The 12,506-nt window shown below is 62.5% G+C and carries 9 protein-coding genes and 2 pseudogenes; 5 read left to right on the forward strand and 6 right to left on the reverse strand.

Going from position 1 to position 12,506, the window contains the following annotated elements; all coding sequences use genetic code 11:
- Positions 1-14 precede the first annotated feature (14 nt).
- Positions 15-1,091, reverse strand: a complete 1,077-nt coding sequence (locus A7A09_RS13580) for a phosphotransferase family protein (protein ID WP_106691907.1) — start codon at positions 1,089-1,091, stop codon at positions 15-17.
- Between the two features lie 529 nt (positions 1,092-1,620).
- Between A7A09_RS13580 and A7A09_RS13585 the strand changes: the two genes are divergently transcribed.
- From A7A09_RS13585 to A7A09_RS13600, 4 genes are all read left to right on the forward strand, one after another.
- Positions 1,621-2,916: an acyl-CoA dehydrogenase family protein gene (locus tag A7A09_RS13585; protein ID WP_106691908.1), complete on the forward strand. Its 1,296-nt coding sequence runs from the start codon at positions 1,621-1,623 to the stop codon at positions 2,914-2,916.
- A 2-nt stretch (positions 2,917-2,918) separates the two neighbouring features.
- Positions 2,919-3,698, forward strand: coding sequence for an SDR family NAD(P)-dependent oxidoreductase (locus tag A7A09_RS13590; RefSeq protein ID WP_106691909.1), 780 nt, complete (start codon positions 2,919-2,921; stop codon positions 3,696-3,698).
- A 68-nt stretch (positions 3,699-3,766) separates the two neighbouring features.
- Positions 3,767-5,182, forward strand: a complete 1,416-nt coding sequence (locus A7A09_RS13595; protein WP_106691910.1) for an MATE family efflux transporter — start codon at positions 3,767-3,769, stop codon at positions 5,180-5,182.
- A 76-nt stretch (positions 5,183-5,258) separates the two neighbouring features.
- The gene (locus tag A7A09_RS13600) at positions 5,259-6,128 is read left to right on the forward strand and encodes an acyl-CoA thioesterase (RefSeq protein ID WP_106691911.1); all 870 of its coding nucleotides are present in this window, start codon (positions 5,259-5,261) and stop codon (positions 6,126-6,128) included.
- A gap of 24 nt (positions 6,129-6,152) precedes the next feature.
- Here A7A09_RS13600 and A7A09_RS13605 read toward each other — a convergent pair.
- From A7A09_RS13605 to A7A09_RS13620, 4 genes and pseudogenes are all read right to left on the reverse strand, one after another.
- Positions 6,153-6,916: pseudogene (locus tag A7A09_RS13605) on the reverse strand (SDR family NAD(P)-dependent oxidoreductase).
- 36 nt (positions 6,917-6,952) lie between these two features.
- The gene (locus tag A7A09_RS13610) at positions 6,953-7,732 is read right to left on the reverse strand and encodes an enoyl-CoA hydratase-related protein (protein WP_106691912.1); all 780 of its coding nucleotides are present in this window, start codon (positions 7,730-7,732) and stop codon (positions 6,953-6,955) included.
- On the reverse strand, positions 7,729-9,039 hold the full coding sequence (locus tag A7A09_RS13615) for a 3-hydroxyacyl-CoA dehydrogenase (RefSeq protein WP_245999347.1): 1,311 nt from the start codon (positions 9,037-9,039) through the stop codon (positions 7,729-7,731). The genes A7A09_RS13610 and A7A09_RS13615 overlap by 4 nt, the downstream gene beginning before the upstream one ends.
- Positions 9,040-9,069: 30 nt before the next feature.
- Positions 9,070-10,809, reverse strand: a complete 1,740-nt coding sequence (locus A7A09_RS13620; RefSeq protein WP_245999348.1) for a class I adenylate-forming enzyme family protein — start codon at positions 10,807-10,809, stop codon at positions 9,070-9,072.
- Between the two features lie 445 nt (positions 10,810-11,254).
- On the opposite strand from A7A09_RS13620, the pseudogene A7A09_RS13625 reads away from it, so the two are divergent.
- Positions 11,255-11,997: pseudogene (locus A7A09_RS13625) on the forward strand (enoyl-CoA hydratase).
- Between the two features lie 27 nt (positions 11,998-12,024).
- On the opposite strand, the gene A7A09_RS13630 reads toward A7A09_RS13625, so the two are convergent.
- Positions 12,025-12,495 (reverse strand): MaoC family dehydratase, encoded by a 471-nt coding sequence (locus A7A09_RS13630; RefSeq protein WP_106691915.1) that lies wholly within the window; start codon positions 12,493-12,495, stop codon positions 12,025-12,027.
- Positions 12,496-12,506: the final 11 nt, after the last annotated feature.

Raw genomic sequence — 12,506 nt, forward strand, 5'->3', positions numbered from 1 at the left:
CCGTGAAACGGTGTTCAGGACATGGCCCGGGCGATTTCGGCGCCAACCTCGGCCACGCGCCGGGCGCGGGCGCCGTCGGTCTCGGCATTCGCGCTCGCGCTGCTGACATTGCCACGGGCGGCGCGGGCGGCGACGCCTTGCACGATGGCCGCATAACGGAAACAGGCAAAGGCAAGGAAGACCGGCCAGTCCCGGACGCGATCCAGTCCGGCCTTGTCGCAATATCGCGCCAGCACCGCGTCTTCGGCCGGCAGGCCAGCCCCCAGAAGATCGTGGGAGCCGGGCAAATCCGGCGGCAGGCGATATTGCAGGCAAAGATAGGCGAGATCGGCGAGGGGATGGCCGATGGTCGACAATTCCCAGTCCAAAACCGAGATGACCCGCGGCTCGTCAGGATGAACCACCACATTGCCAAGGCGGAAATCGCCATGCGCGATGGCGCTGGCATCGGCCACGCCCGCATGTTCGATCAGCCAGTCGCGCAGCCAGTCCATCTGCGAATAGTCGAAATCGGCGGGAAGATCGCTTTTCGCGGCCTCATATTGCGCCGACCAGCGGAGGGTCTGGCGGGTCAGATAGCCCTCGGGCCGCCCGAAGCCTTCCAGCCCCGCGGCGCGCCAGTCGATCCGGTGCAACTCGGCCAGCGTATCCACGAGCGAGAACATCATCATCGGGCGCTGATCGCGCGGGATCGGCGCCATGGCCGGATCGGGAATGATCCGCCCGTCGATGAAACGCATCACGAAGAACTCGGCGCCGATGATGTCGGGATCGTCGCAATAGGCCACCATCTCGGGAACCGGGACGGGCGTGGGGCCAAGCGCGTGCATCACCCTGTATTCCCGATCCACGGCATGCGCCTTGGGCAACAGCTTGCCGGGTGGCTTCTTGCGCAGCACGAAACGCGCGCCAGAGCGGCAGGTCAGCATGAAGGTCGGATTTGACATGCCGCCCTGGAATTGCCGGATCTCGATCCCGTCGCCTGCCTCCGGCAGCCTTGCCGACAGCCAGTCGCGCAGGGCGCCCGCGTCGAATTTGTGGCGTGGAAGCGGTTCGATCAATACCGGGGCGGATTTGTCTTTTCTTGTCATTGAAACCAGCCTGCGCTTGTTCTTTCTGAAGTCAGGGGATTGCCGGGAAATCGGCGGCGATTGCGTTTCGCGAGCGCGTCTTTCCCTAAGTGCATGTGCCTTCCATATCGTCGCCTGTGACAGTCTCGGCGAGTTTCCGTCAAAATTCCTGACACTTGTCAGAAAGGTATAATTACGGTGGAAGACCGGGTCAATCTCCTGATGGCAAGTTTTGCATGATGCGCAAAAATGCTGCGTCGGGGCTTGACCGGCTTTGAGGGAGAGGCGTATTACTGACAACTGTCAGTTTCGCGCTCTTGCCATGGGAGGAAGGCCGGATATGACAGGAATTCATCCGGATGGTTTCACGATGTCCCTTCCGATCAGCCGAGCGAGCAAAGCCCGGCAGCGACCAGGTTTCCGACCGGGATGCATCGATTTGCGGGGCTGTGGAATCCTTGTGAAATTCAAGAATAGTTACGTAAATTCAGATTTTTATGTCTGATATGCAAAGTAAGATAGCAGGTCTGGACAGGCTAGGGGAAGCAACATGACACAGGCGAATCCGCAGGACGAACTTCACAATCTGGCAATGTCCGAGGCGGCGAGGCCGTTGCTGGAAAAGGTCGTCAGGCATATCCGCGACAACTGCGATCCCGCGCTGGCCGAATATGAGGAACTTGGCCGGAACCGCGAAGAGCGCTTTGCCTTCGCGCCGGGACAGCTTGAGATCATCGAGGATCTCAAGGCCAAGGCGAAGGCCGCCGGTTTGTGGAACTTCTTCCTGCCGGATGCCGAGACCGGCGAGGGGCTGTCCAATCTCGACTATGCCTATATCGCCTTTGAGCTGGGGAAGAACCCGCTTGCTCCGCAATCGATGAACTGCGCGGCGCCCGATACCGGCAATATGGAAGTGCTGGAGCGGGTCGGCACCCGCGAACAGAAAGAGCAATGGCTCAAGCCCCTGCTCAATGGTGAAATCCGTTCGGCATTTGCCATGACCGAGCCGGATGTCGCCTCGTCGGATGCCAGGAATATCGGCACCCGCGCCGTTCTGGAAAACGGTGAATGGGTCATCAACGGCGAGAAATATTACATCTCGGGGGCAGGGGATCCGCGCTGCAAGATCATGATCGTCATGGTCAAGACCTCGCCCGATGCCGAGCCGTTCCGGCAACAGAGCCAGATCCTCGTCCCGATCGACTGGCCGGGGGTCGAGATCCTGGGGCCGATGAACGTGTTCGGGCATGACGATGCCCCGCATGGCCATATGCATATCCGTTTCACCGATGTCCGGGTGCCCGAGGAAAACATCCTCTGGGGCGAGGGGCGCGGCTTCGAGATCAGCCAGCTCAGGCTGGGGCCGGGCCGGATTCACCATTGCATGCGCTCTATCGGCGCGGCGGAGAAGGCGCTTGACCTGATGATCCATCGCGGGCTGACGCGCGAGGCATTCGGCAAGAAGATCATCGACCTGGGCAAGAACATGGAAACCATCTCGCGCAGCCGGATCGAGATCGACGCGATGCGGCTGATGGTTCTCAAGGCCGCCAAGGCGATGGATGTGCTGGGCAACAAGGAGGCCCGGATCTGGGTGTCCAAGGCCAAAGCCATGGTGCCCGAGAAATGCTGCAAGATCATCGATGACGCGATGCAGATGCATGGAGCCACGGGCATCAGCCAGTGGTCGGAACTGCCCGAGATGTACATGAAGCAGCGCACCCTGCGTTTCGCCGATGGCCCCGACGAGGTGCATCACCATGTCATCGCCCGCGCCGAGCGGCAGGCTTTCGAGAACTCGAATGACCGTCAGGCCGCGATACGGACCCGGGGCAGGAGGGGTTAGCCATGCAGGTCAAGGACCGTATCGTCGTCGTGACCGGCGCGGCCGGGGGAATCGGCAGATCCCTCGCGCATCGGTTCCATGCCGCCGGGGCGAAGCAGGTCATTTGTGCCGACCGGAACGAGGCAGGTGTCATGGAGACCGCGCGGGAGATCGGCGGGATCGGGCGAAGGGTCGATGTGACCGCCGAGGATGAGATCAAGGCGCTGATCAAGGAGGTCGAGACCCGGCAGGGACCGATCGACCTGTTCTGCTGCAATGCCGGGATCTCGATCCGTGGCGGCCCCGAGCTGCCGGATGAGCAATGGCAGAACATATGGGAGATCAACGTGATGTCTCATATCTGGACGGCCCGTCACCTGGTTCCCCGGATGATCGAGCGGGGCGGCGGCTATTTCCTGAACACCGCCTCTGCCGCCGGATTGCTCAGCCAGGTCGGCTCGGCCCCCTATGCGGTGACGAAACATGCGGCGGTGGCCTTCGCGGAATGGCTGGCGCTGACCTATGGCGATGACGGGATCAGGGTTTCGGTGCTTTGTCCGCAGGCGGTCAATACCGACATGATCAAGGGCAAGGAGGGCGGCGTCGCCAGCGTGGACGGCCTGCTGGAGCCCGATGCCGTGGCCGGGGAATGCCTTGAGGCAATCGAGAAGGAGACATTCCTGGTCCTGCCGCATAAGGAGGTGCTGGAATATATGCGCCGCAAAACCGATGATTATGACCGCTGGATCGGCGGCATGCGGCGGTTGAACCGGAAATATAACCCGGTGAACACAGGGGCCTGACCCGGAGCGGCTTGCATGGCGAATGCGGTGCGGGTCAAGGGGCTGGCAATGCGAGAAAGTTTCGGATCATGTCGTTTCAAGAACCCGATGCCCCCGTTATCGCCCCGGTCGGCCGCGCCGCGTCGGCGGCGCTGATCCGGTCGAGACGCACCCGCAGGTTCCTGGAAGGCCCGATCGGGCCGACGCTGGCGCGGCTTGCCGCACCCAATGCCATCGCCATGTTCGTCCAGGCCGCCATGAGCATCTCGGAGGCCTATTTCGCGGGCCGGATGGGGGTGACGGCCCTTGCCGGGCTGGCGCTGGTGTTTCCGCTGGTGATGCTGACACAGGCCCTTTCCGCCGGGGCCATGGGGGGCGCCATTTCCTCGGCCATTGCGCGGGCGCTCGGGGCGGAGAATACCGAACGGGCCAGCGGCCTCGTCGTGGTGGCATGGATATTGGCCGTGGCCATCGCCTGCCTCTCGGCGGTGCTGATGGCGCTTTTCGGCCGCGGGATATTCACCTTGCTGGGCAACGAGGGCGATGCCATGCGCGCCGCCCTGGCCTATGCCGCCATCTTCTTTCCCGGCTGCGTATCGCTCTGGATGTGCCACTCGACGCTCAGCGTCATTCGGGGAACGGGCAACATGTTCACACCGGCGCTGATGCTCGTGCTGGTATCGGCAGGCTCGATCCCGCTCTCCGGGGCATTCGGGTTGGGCTGGGGACCGTTCCCGGCGCTTGGGATAGCGGGCCTCGCCCTTGGCATGGTGCTGGCCTATGGCATCGGGGCGATTGCGGCGCTTGCCTATGTCCTGACGGGGCGGGCCGGGCTGTCCTTGCGGGAAGGCCCCATCCGGCCAAGCCCCGCGCTGTTTGCCGATATTCTGAGGGTCGGGCTGTCGGCCTCGTTCAACTCGGCCCTGACGATCCTGACCATAGTCATGATGGTTGGCATCGTGGCCCGGTTCGGCGAGGCGGCGCTTGCGGGCTATGGGCTTGGTGCGCGGCTTGAATTCCTGATGATCCCGATCGTGTTCGGGATCGGCGCCGCGATGACCAGCATGGTGGGGGCGAATATCGGCGCGGGAAAACGGGATCGCGGGCTGGCCATCGCCTGGACCGGCTCTTTCGCCGCCGCCACGATCATCGGCGCGATCGGTCTTCTGCTGGCCTTCATGCCCGATCTGTGGCTGCGCATCTTTCTCGATCCCGCACAGGCCGAGCCGCTTGCGGTTGGCCGGGCATATTTTCGCACGGTCGCGCCCTTCTATTTCTTCTTCGGGCTTGGATTGGCACTGTATTTCGCCAGCCAGGGCGCCGGGCGGATGATGTGGCCGGTCGTCGGAAGCATTTGCCGCATCCTGCTTGCCATCGGCGGGGTATGGGCTTTCGTCAACCTGACCGATCTTGGCGTGCGCGGCGTGTTCATTGCCATTGCCATCGGCATGCTGGCCTATGGCGTCGTGATCGCCATGGCCGTCAGGGTTTCGCGCTGGAAGTAGCGGGTGGCGCTTCCTGACAGTTGTCAATCCCACGGATAGCTGCGATAAGCGACATGATTTCAAGGGACTGATCGTCATGACGGATGCTGCGCGCAAACTTCTCGAACTGCTCGATATCGAACGGCTTGAGGTCGATATGTTTCGCGGCTTTGCCTATCAGGGGCAGGGCGGGGCGCGGATCTTTGGTGGACATGTGATCGCGCAGGCGCTGATGGCGGCTTACCGGACGGTGCCGGACCGGGCCTGTCATTCGCTGCATGCCTATTTCATCCGGCCGGGCGATCCCGAGATCCCGGTCATCTACCAGGTCGACCGCGCCCGTGACGGCGGCAGCTTCACCACAAGGCGCGTCGTCGCCATCCAGCATGGGCGGCAAATCCTGAACCTGTCCGCCTCGTTCCAGATCGATGAGGCGGGATGGGATTACCAGCACCCGATGCCAGAGGTCGAAGGGCCGGAAAACCTGATCGACCAGCACGACTTGCGGGCAGCCCATGCCGACCGGATTCCCAAGAACAAGCTGCCCGATTTCCTGCGCGAAAGACCGATAGATGTCCGCGAGGTCGCGCCGCGCGACCTGATCGATCCGGTCAGGACGGATGATCGGAACCATCTCTGGTTCCGGATGCCCGGTGCAAAGGGGCAGCCGCCCGAGATGCAGCATTGCCTGCTCGCCTATGCCTCCGACATGAGCCTTCTGGGCTCGTCGCTGCGTCCGCATGGCCTGACATGGTTGAAGGGCAACGTGATGAGCGCCAGCCTCGATCACGCGATGTGGTTCCACACCCCGATCCAGTTCGAGGATTGGCACCTATATGCGCTGGACGCCCCCTTTACCGGAGGCGCGCGCGGCTTCAATCGCGGGCTGATCTATGACCGGGCCGGACGGCTGGTGGCCAGCGTCGCGCAGGAAGGGCTTGTCCGCCCCGTGACGCGCAAGGCGTAGGGGGCGAACCGCGCAAAGGCCCGTTCAGGTCCACATGTTCGAGCCGCCGCAGACGGTCAGCGCCTGCCCGGTCATGTAGCGGCTGGCATCGGAGGCAAGAAAGACCGCGAGACCGGCGAAATCCTCGGGCTCGCCAAGGCGGCGCAGGGGGATGTCGTTCTTGATCCGCTTCTCGACATCGGGATTGTCCCAGAGCTCGCGGGCGAATTCCGTGCGCACGAGGCCGGGGCAGATGGCGTTGAAGCGCAGGCCCTTGGGCCCGAACTCGGCGGCAAGGTTGCGCACCAGCCCGATCAGCGCCAGCTTGGACATGCCATAGGTTCCCAGCATGACCGAAGGCTTGAACGCGCCGATGGACGAGGTGAAGGCCATCGACCCCGACCCCTTCTCGATCATGTCCGGGGCGACCATCTGGGCGAGCCAGAGATTGGATTGCACATTCGCCTTCATGGTCTTGTCATAGGCGTCGTCGGGGATTTCCGAGGTCGGGCCGTAATAGGGGTTCACCCCGGCATTGCCGATGACCACGTCGATCTCGCCTGCGAGGGAATGGGTCTGATCGACCAGCGATTGCAACTGATCCTTGTAGCCGACATTGCAGGCAACGGCATATGCCTTGCCCTTGCCCATCGCGTTGATCTCGCTGCGGCGGCGTCAAGCTGGTCCTGCTTGCGGGCAGAGATCACCACCGTCGCGCCATGTTCCGCCAGTGCCTTGGCCATGGCCAGTCCCATGCCCTTGGAGGCCCCGGTCAGCAGGGCGGTTTTTCCCGTGAGGTCGAACAACATGTTTCAGTCTCCTTCCGATAGCGTCTCTGCTACGTTCTATTCATTGACCCAGTTGGGCTTGCGCTTTTCCACGAAGGCGTTGACGCCCTCCGAGAAATCCCTGGTCTTGGCCAGGTCTCGCTGAACCTCGCGCGAATATTCGAGGCTCTGGGGCAGCCCTTCGGTCCTGGCCAAATGGTTCAGCACGCGCTTGGTCGCCTTCACCGAAGACGGGGAGACGGTGCAGATCTGCCCGGCCAGTTCCAGCGCGCGGGACAGGACCTGTTCATGCGGCACCACCTCGTTGCAACAGCCCAGCTTAAGCGCCTCGTCAGCGTCGATCGTGCGTCCGGTCAGCATCAACTCTTGCGCGGCGAGGCGCCCGATATAGCGCGACAGCCGCTGCACCCCCGAGGCGGCGGCGAAGAAGCCCACCTTCACCTCGGGCAGGGCGAATTTGGCGCGTTCGGAGGCGATGATGATGTCGCAGGACAAGGCCGTCTCGAAGCCGCCGCCCATGGCGAATCCGTTGACTGCGGCGATGATCGGCTTTTCCAGGTCAAAGCGCGAACTCAGCCCGGCAAAGCCGGTCGGCGGCATCCCCTTCTTGTTGCCGCCTTTCGCCGTTGCCTTCAGGTCGTTCCCGGCGGTGAAGGCCTTGTCGCCCGCCCCGGTGAGGACGGCGACCCAGAGATCCCGGTCGGATGCGAAGCTGTCCCAGCAATCGCTCATCTCGTGATGCATGTCGGAATGCATCGCGTTATGGACCTCGGGCCGGTTCATGGTGACGATCAGGATGTGATCCCGCCGTTCGGTCGTGATGAATTCATAGCTCATGTCTTCAGCCCTCCGCAGTCGATTTCGGTGAACTTGCCACCCGTTTCGGCAAGTCTGCGCAATGTCTCGGCAGGCGCGAATTCGGGATCCTCGGCGCCAAGTTGCTCCATCCGTGCCAGCACCGCCTTGGCCCCGACCATATCGCCATAAAACATCGGCCCGCCCTTGTCCGTTGGCCAACCGTAGCCGTTCAGCCAGACCACATCGATATCCGAGGGGCGCTGCGCCTTGTTCTCTTCAAGGATCTTCACCGCTTCGTTGATCATCGGGAAGATGCAGGTCTCGATGATCTCGTCCTGCGGCATCGTGACCGGTTCGGCCCCGGTGATGTCGCGGATGATGGCCGCCGTGACTTCCGAGGGGATCGGCCTGCGGGCATCGTCGTAATCGTAATATCCCGCCTTGGTCTTTTGCCCGCGCCGGTCCATTTCGCACAGGGCGTCGCGGATCGGGTTCTGGGTCGTGGCCCCCTTGGACCAGCCAATGTCCAGCCCGGCCAGGTCGCTCATCTGGAACGGCCCCATCTTGAAGCCGAAGGCATTGATGGCGGCGTCGATATCCCAGGGCATCAGCCCCTTGCGGATCAGTTTCAGCGCCTGTTTCTGCCGTGTGAACAGCATCCGGTTGCCGACGAAACCGGGGCAGACGCCGACCAGCGTCGCGATTTTTTCGATCTTGCGGGCCAGGTCCATGCAGGTCGCGACCACGTCATCGGTCGTATGCGCGGCGCGCACGATCTCGAGCAGTTTCATGACGTTGGCGGGCGAGAAGAAATGCAGGCCGATCACATCCTCGGGGCGTTTCGTCACGCTGGCGATCTCGTCGATATTCAGGGCCGAGGTATTGGTGGCCAGGATCGCGCCCGGTTTCATGACCTTGTCCAGCTCGGTAAAGATCTTGTGCTTGAGATCCATGTTCTCGAACACCGCCTCGATCACCAGGTCGCAATCGCCCAGATCCGCGATGGCAAGCCGCCCCTCCAGCCGGTCCATCCGCTTTTCGACCTCGTCCTGCGGGAAACGGCCCTTGTCGGCGCTGCGCTGGTAATTGTTGCGGACGACCTGCAATCCACGATCAAGCGCCTCTTGCGTGGTTTCGACGATCCTGACCGGGATGCCGGCGGTCGCGAAATTCATCGCGATCCCGCCGCCCATGGTTCCCGCGCCGATAATGCCGACGGTCTTGATGTCGCGGCGGGGCGTTGCGGCATCCAGCCCCGGAACGGTCCAGGCGGTCTGGGCGGCGGCCGAGATATAGGCATCGCTATTCCCGGTCATGGATGATGACGTCATGGTTTCTTGAGCCATGGGAACTCCTTGCTTGGTTTTCCGGTGTTGTCAGGAGGTTTGCCCGAGACAGGCGGCGCGAATGGCGCGGCGGTCCGTCTTGTCGGTGGTGCCGCGCAAGAGCGGTTCATGCTGGCACCACGATTTCTCGGGGATCTTGAACCTGGCCAGATGGTCCTTCAGGAAATCCGCCATCTCGGCATGGGTCAGAGAGGCTCCGTCGCGCAGATGGACGGCGATCCCCACGATCTCGCCCAGCCTTTCATCGGGAACGGAAAAGGCGCAGGCCTCGATCACATCGGGATGCCGATGCAGGGCGCCTTCGACTTCGAGGCAGGAGATATTCTCGCCCCCCCGGATGATGATATGCTTCTTGCGGTCCAGGATGGTGACGAAGCCCTCTTCGTCGATCATGCCCAGATCACCCGTGCTCAGCCAGCCATCCTTCAGGATCGCCGCCGTCTCTTCCGGCTTGTTCAGGTAGCATCGCATATTGGCAAGGCTCTTGACGGTGATCTCGCCCAGGGTGCCGGTGGGGACCTCGTGGCCGTCATCATCAAGGATACGGATTTCCTGCACCGGCGGATAGAGACGCCCGGCGGCGTTCGGGCGTTCCTTGTAGGCATTACCCATCATGCCGATCCCCAGGGCATTGGTTTCGGTCATCCCCCATCCCGTCGCCACATTCGCCATCGGAAAGGTCTCGGCCAGTTTCGCCACCTGCGCGGCGGGCCGCTTGGCCCCGCCTGCGCCGATATATCTGAGCGAGGGCAATGTTTCCCCGGTGTCGCGAATGGCGGCCATGAGTTCGGCCGATTGCGTCGGCACGCCGAGGAAGCGGGTGACGTTCTCTTCCTTGATCAGCCGCATGGCCTCATGGGGATCCCATTTATGCAGCAGCGTCACCTTGGCGGGTGCGGCCAGGCTGTAGAGGAACTGCGTATGCGAGGCGGTGACGTGGAAAAGCGGCGTGACGATCAGCACCGAGGCGGGCGGCATGAGTGGCGTATCGGGGCCGGGCGGGGTGACCAACGGCCCGATGGCAACCTGCATGAGCCAGGAATAGACCGCCGTGATCGCGCCGCGATGGGTCTGGACCACGCCTTTCGGCTTGCCGGTCGTGCCCGAGGAATAGATGATCGCGAAATCATCGTCGGGCTCGATCCCGGTTTCGAGCATGGTGCCGGGCGAGATACCGTCCCGCAAGGCCGTGTAGGCGTGGGATGCAAGCGCTTCACCGTCCCGCACGCCGATCGTGGTCAGCGAGAGCGGGGCGGTCAATGGTTGCAGCCGTTCAAGCCGGGGACCGTCCGCGACGACGAATTTCGCCCCGCTGTCCTGCAGGGCATATTCGAATTCCTCCGTCGTCCACCAGGCATTCAAAAGGACCGCCACGCCGCCGATCGAGGATATGGCAAGCATCATGACCAGGAACTCGGGGTAGTTGCGCATCGCGATGGCGACCCGGCTTCCCTTGGAAAGGCCGAAGCGGTCGCGCAGGACATGGGCCATCTTGTTGACGTCATTGCAAAACGCGTCATAGCACCAGCGTTCGTCGCGATAGACCAGGTAATCGGCGGCCCCGTTGCCATGCTTTTCCCGGCTGGAGCGCATCATCTCGGGCAGGTTTCGCGGGCAGTTCCTGAACGCCTTGTAGGTGATTCCCCGGAGCGTCACCGATGTCGTCCGGAACATCGGGTTGTTGCTTTCGACATGCTGCACGGCCTGCTCGAAGGTCATCGGGCATTGAGGGAGGTTCGAGACCACTCCTGCCTGTTCTGATCCTGTCATCCGCTCCCCTCCCAAATCGAGTCGTCTCACGAAGCTTTCTCCCCCAAGCGCGCCTCCTGCGGCCGGAGACTAGTCACAATTTTCGAACCTGCCAATACCGCATGTCGAAATTCAATTCCGCAAAACGCGCCTATCGGCCATGATCCGAATCCGTGCCCGGAAAGGAGTGGCTGCAAATCCTGATCACGGACAGGGAATCGTTTTATCGGCTGCGGCGTTCTTGACCATGTGCTGTGACCACATTATCCTGACACTTGTCAGTGCGCCATGGAAAACTGCCGCATTGCCAGGATTGCGCGGGCAGATACCGATTGGGAAGCGGCTTGGTTGACGCTTCGCACCCGGATTGCCCGGCGAATGAAATCTCTTGATGAAAGACCCGAAAGGACCATCCATGTCAGATGCGCTGCTGCAGGAATTCGAAGACGGCCTGCTGATCCTTACCATGAACCGGCCCGAGCGGCGCAATGCGCTCAATCCCGAGATGACCCTGGCCCTGCGTGATGCCGCCGCCCGCGCATCGATGGATTCAACGGTGCGGGCGGTCCTGCTGACCGGGGCGAGGGGCATTTCTGCGTGGGCGGAGACGTCAAGGCGATGAATGAGGGGCAGGGGGCGGAGCTATCGCAAGGGGAACGAATGCAGCGCCTGCGCGAGCGGATGAGCGTCTCGCAATATCTGCATGACATGCCCAAGCCGACCATTGCCGCGATAGAGGGCTCTGCGGCCGGCGCGGGTCTCTCGATGGCGCTGGCATGCGATTTGCGCATCTGCGCCGAGGACGCGAAGATCACCACGGCCTTCGCCAAGGTCGGCCTGTCGGGAGATTACGGCGGCACCTATTTCATGACGCAGATAGTTGGGGCGGCGAAGGCGAGGGAGCTTTACCTGACCTCGCCGGTGCTGTCGGGCAAGGAGGCCGTCGAGCTCGGGCTGATGACGCGCGCCGTTGCCTCTGGCTCTGCGTTGGACGAGGCCAAGACGCTGGCCCGCAGCCTGGCAGGGGGGCCGACGCTGACCTATGGCCGGATCAAGCAGAATATCGCCCTGGCCGAGAAAGGCGCGGATCTGAGTGCCTGTTTCGACCAGGAGGCGCATAACCACGCCCTGTCGATGATGACCTCGGATCACAAGGAGGCGGCGGCGGCCTTTGTCGAAAAGCGCAAGCCGGTATTCAGGGGGGCGTAATCTCACCGCCCCCCGGATGGCATGGCATCAATCCCTGAAAACGGAAATGCCAAGCCATTCGGCCACGAGCGCGGGCCTTTCCGCGCCTTCGATCTGGATGGTCAGAAGGGTTTCGCGCAGCAACTCGGTGTCGCTTCGGACAGAGATCCCCTGCAGGGTGAATTGACCCCGCAGGCGCGATCCGACCTTGACCGGGCTCAGGAAGCGAAGCTTGTTCAGGCCGTAATTGATCCCCATGACCTGGCCGGGCATGGGCTGGAAGCATTCTTGGGCAAAGCCGCTGGCCAGGGACAGCGTCAGGAAACCATGCGCGATCGTGCCGCCGAAGGGCGTCTCGCTGGCGGCGCGTTTCGGGTCGGTATGGATCCACTGGTTGTCCCGGGTCGTGTCGGCGAAGGCATCGATCATTTGCTGATCCACCGTGACCCAGCTTGATATTCCGATCTTGGTCCCGATCCGGGCTTGGTAATGTTCCAACGCATTTTGCAGGGATGACATCTCGGCTCTCC

This window comes from Paracoccus methylarcula (assembly GCF_003007735.2).
Classification (GTDB): Bacteria; Pseudomonadota; Alphaproteobacteria; order Rhodobacterales; family Rhodobacteraceae; genus Paracoccus; species Paracoccus methylarcula.

What these genes read in the sequence shown, in the direction of transcription:
- A7A09_RS13620 (WP_245999348.1), bottom strand. Translation starts at nt 10,809, where the DNA reads ATGACAGGATCAGAACAGGCAGGAGTGGTCTCGAACCTCCCTCAATGC.
- A7A09_RS13630 (WP_106691915.1), bottom strand. Translation starts at nt 12,495, where the DNA reads ATGTCATCCCTGCAAAATGCGTTGGAACATTACCAAGCCCGGATCGGG.
- A7A09_RS13590 (WP_106691909.1), top strand. Translation starts at nt 2,919, where the DNA reads ATGCAGGTCAAGGACCGTATCGTCGTCGTGACCGGCGCGGCCGGGGGA.
- A7A09_RS13580 (WP_106691907.1), bottom strand. Translation starts at nt 1,091, where the DNA reads ATGACAAGAAAAGACAAATCCGCCCCGGTATTGATCGAACCGCTTCCA.
- A7A09_RS13610 (WP_106691912.1), bottom strand. Translation starts at nt 7,732, where the DNA reads ATGAGCTATGAATTCATCACGACCGAACGGCGGGATCACATCCTGATC.
- A7A09_RS13595 (WP_106691910.1), top strand. Translation starts at nt 3,767, where the DNA reads ATGTCGTTTCAAGAACCCGATGCCCCCGTTATCGCCCCGGTCGGCCGC.
- A7A09_RS13585 (WP_106691908.1), top strand. Translation starts at nt 1,621, where the DNA reads ATGACACAGGCGAATCCGCAGGACGAACTTCACAATCTGGCAATGTCC.
- A7A09_RS13600 (WP_106691911.1), top strand. Translation starts at nt 5,259, where the DNA reads ATGACGGATGCTGCGCGCAAACTTCTCGAACTGCTCGATATCGAACGG.
- A7A09_RS13615 (WP_245999347.1), bottom strand. Translation starts at nt 9,039, where the DNA reads ATGGCTCAAGAAACCATGACGTCATCATCCATGACCGGGAATAGCGAT.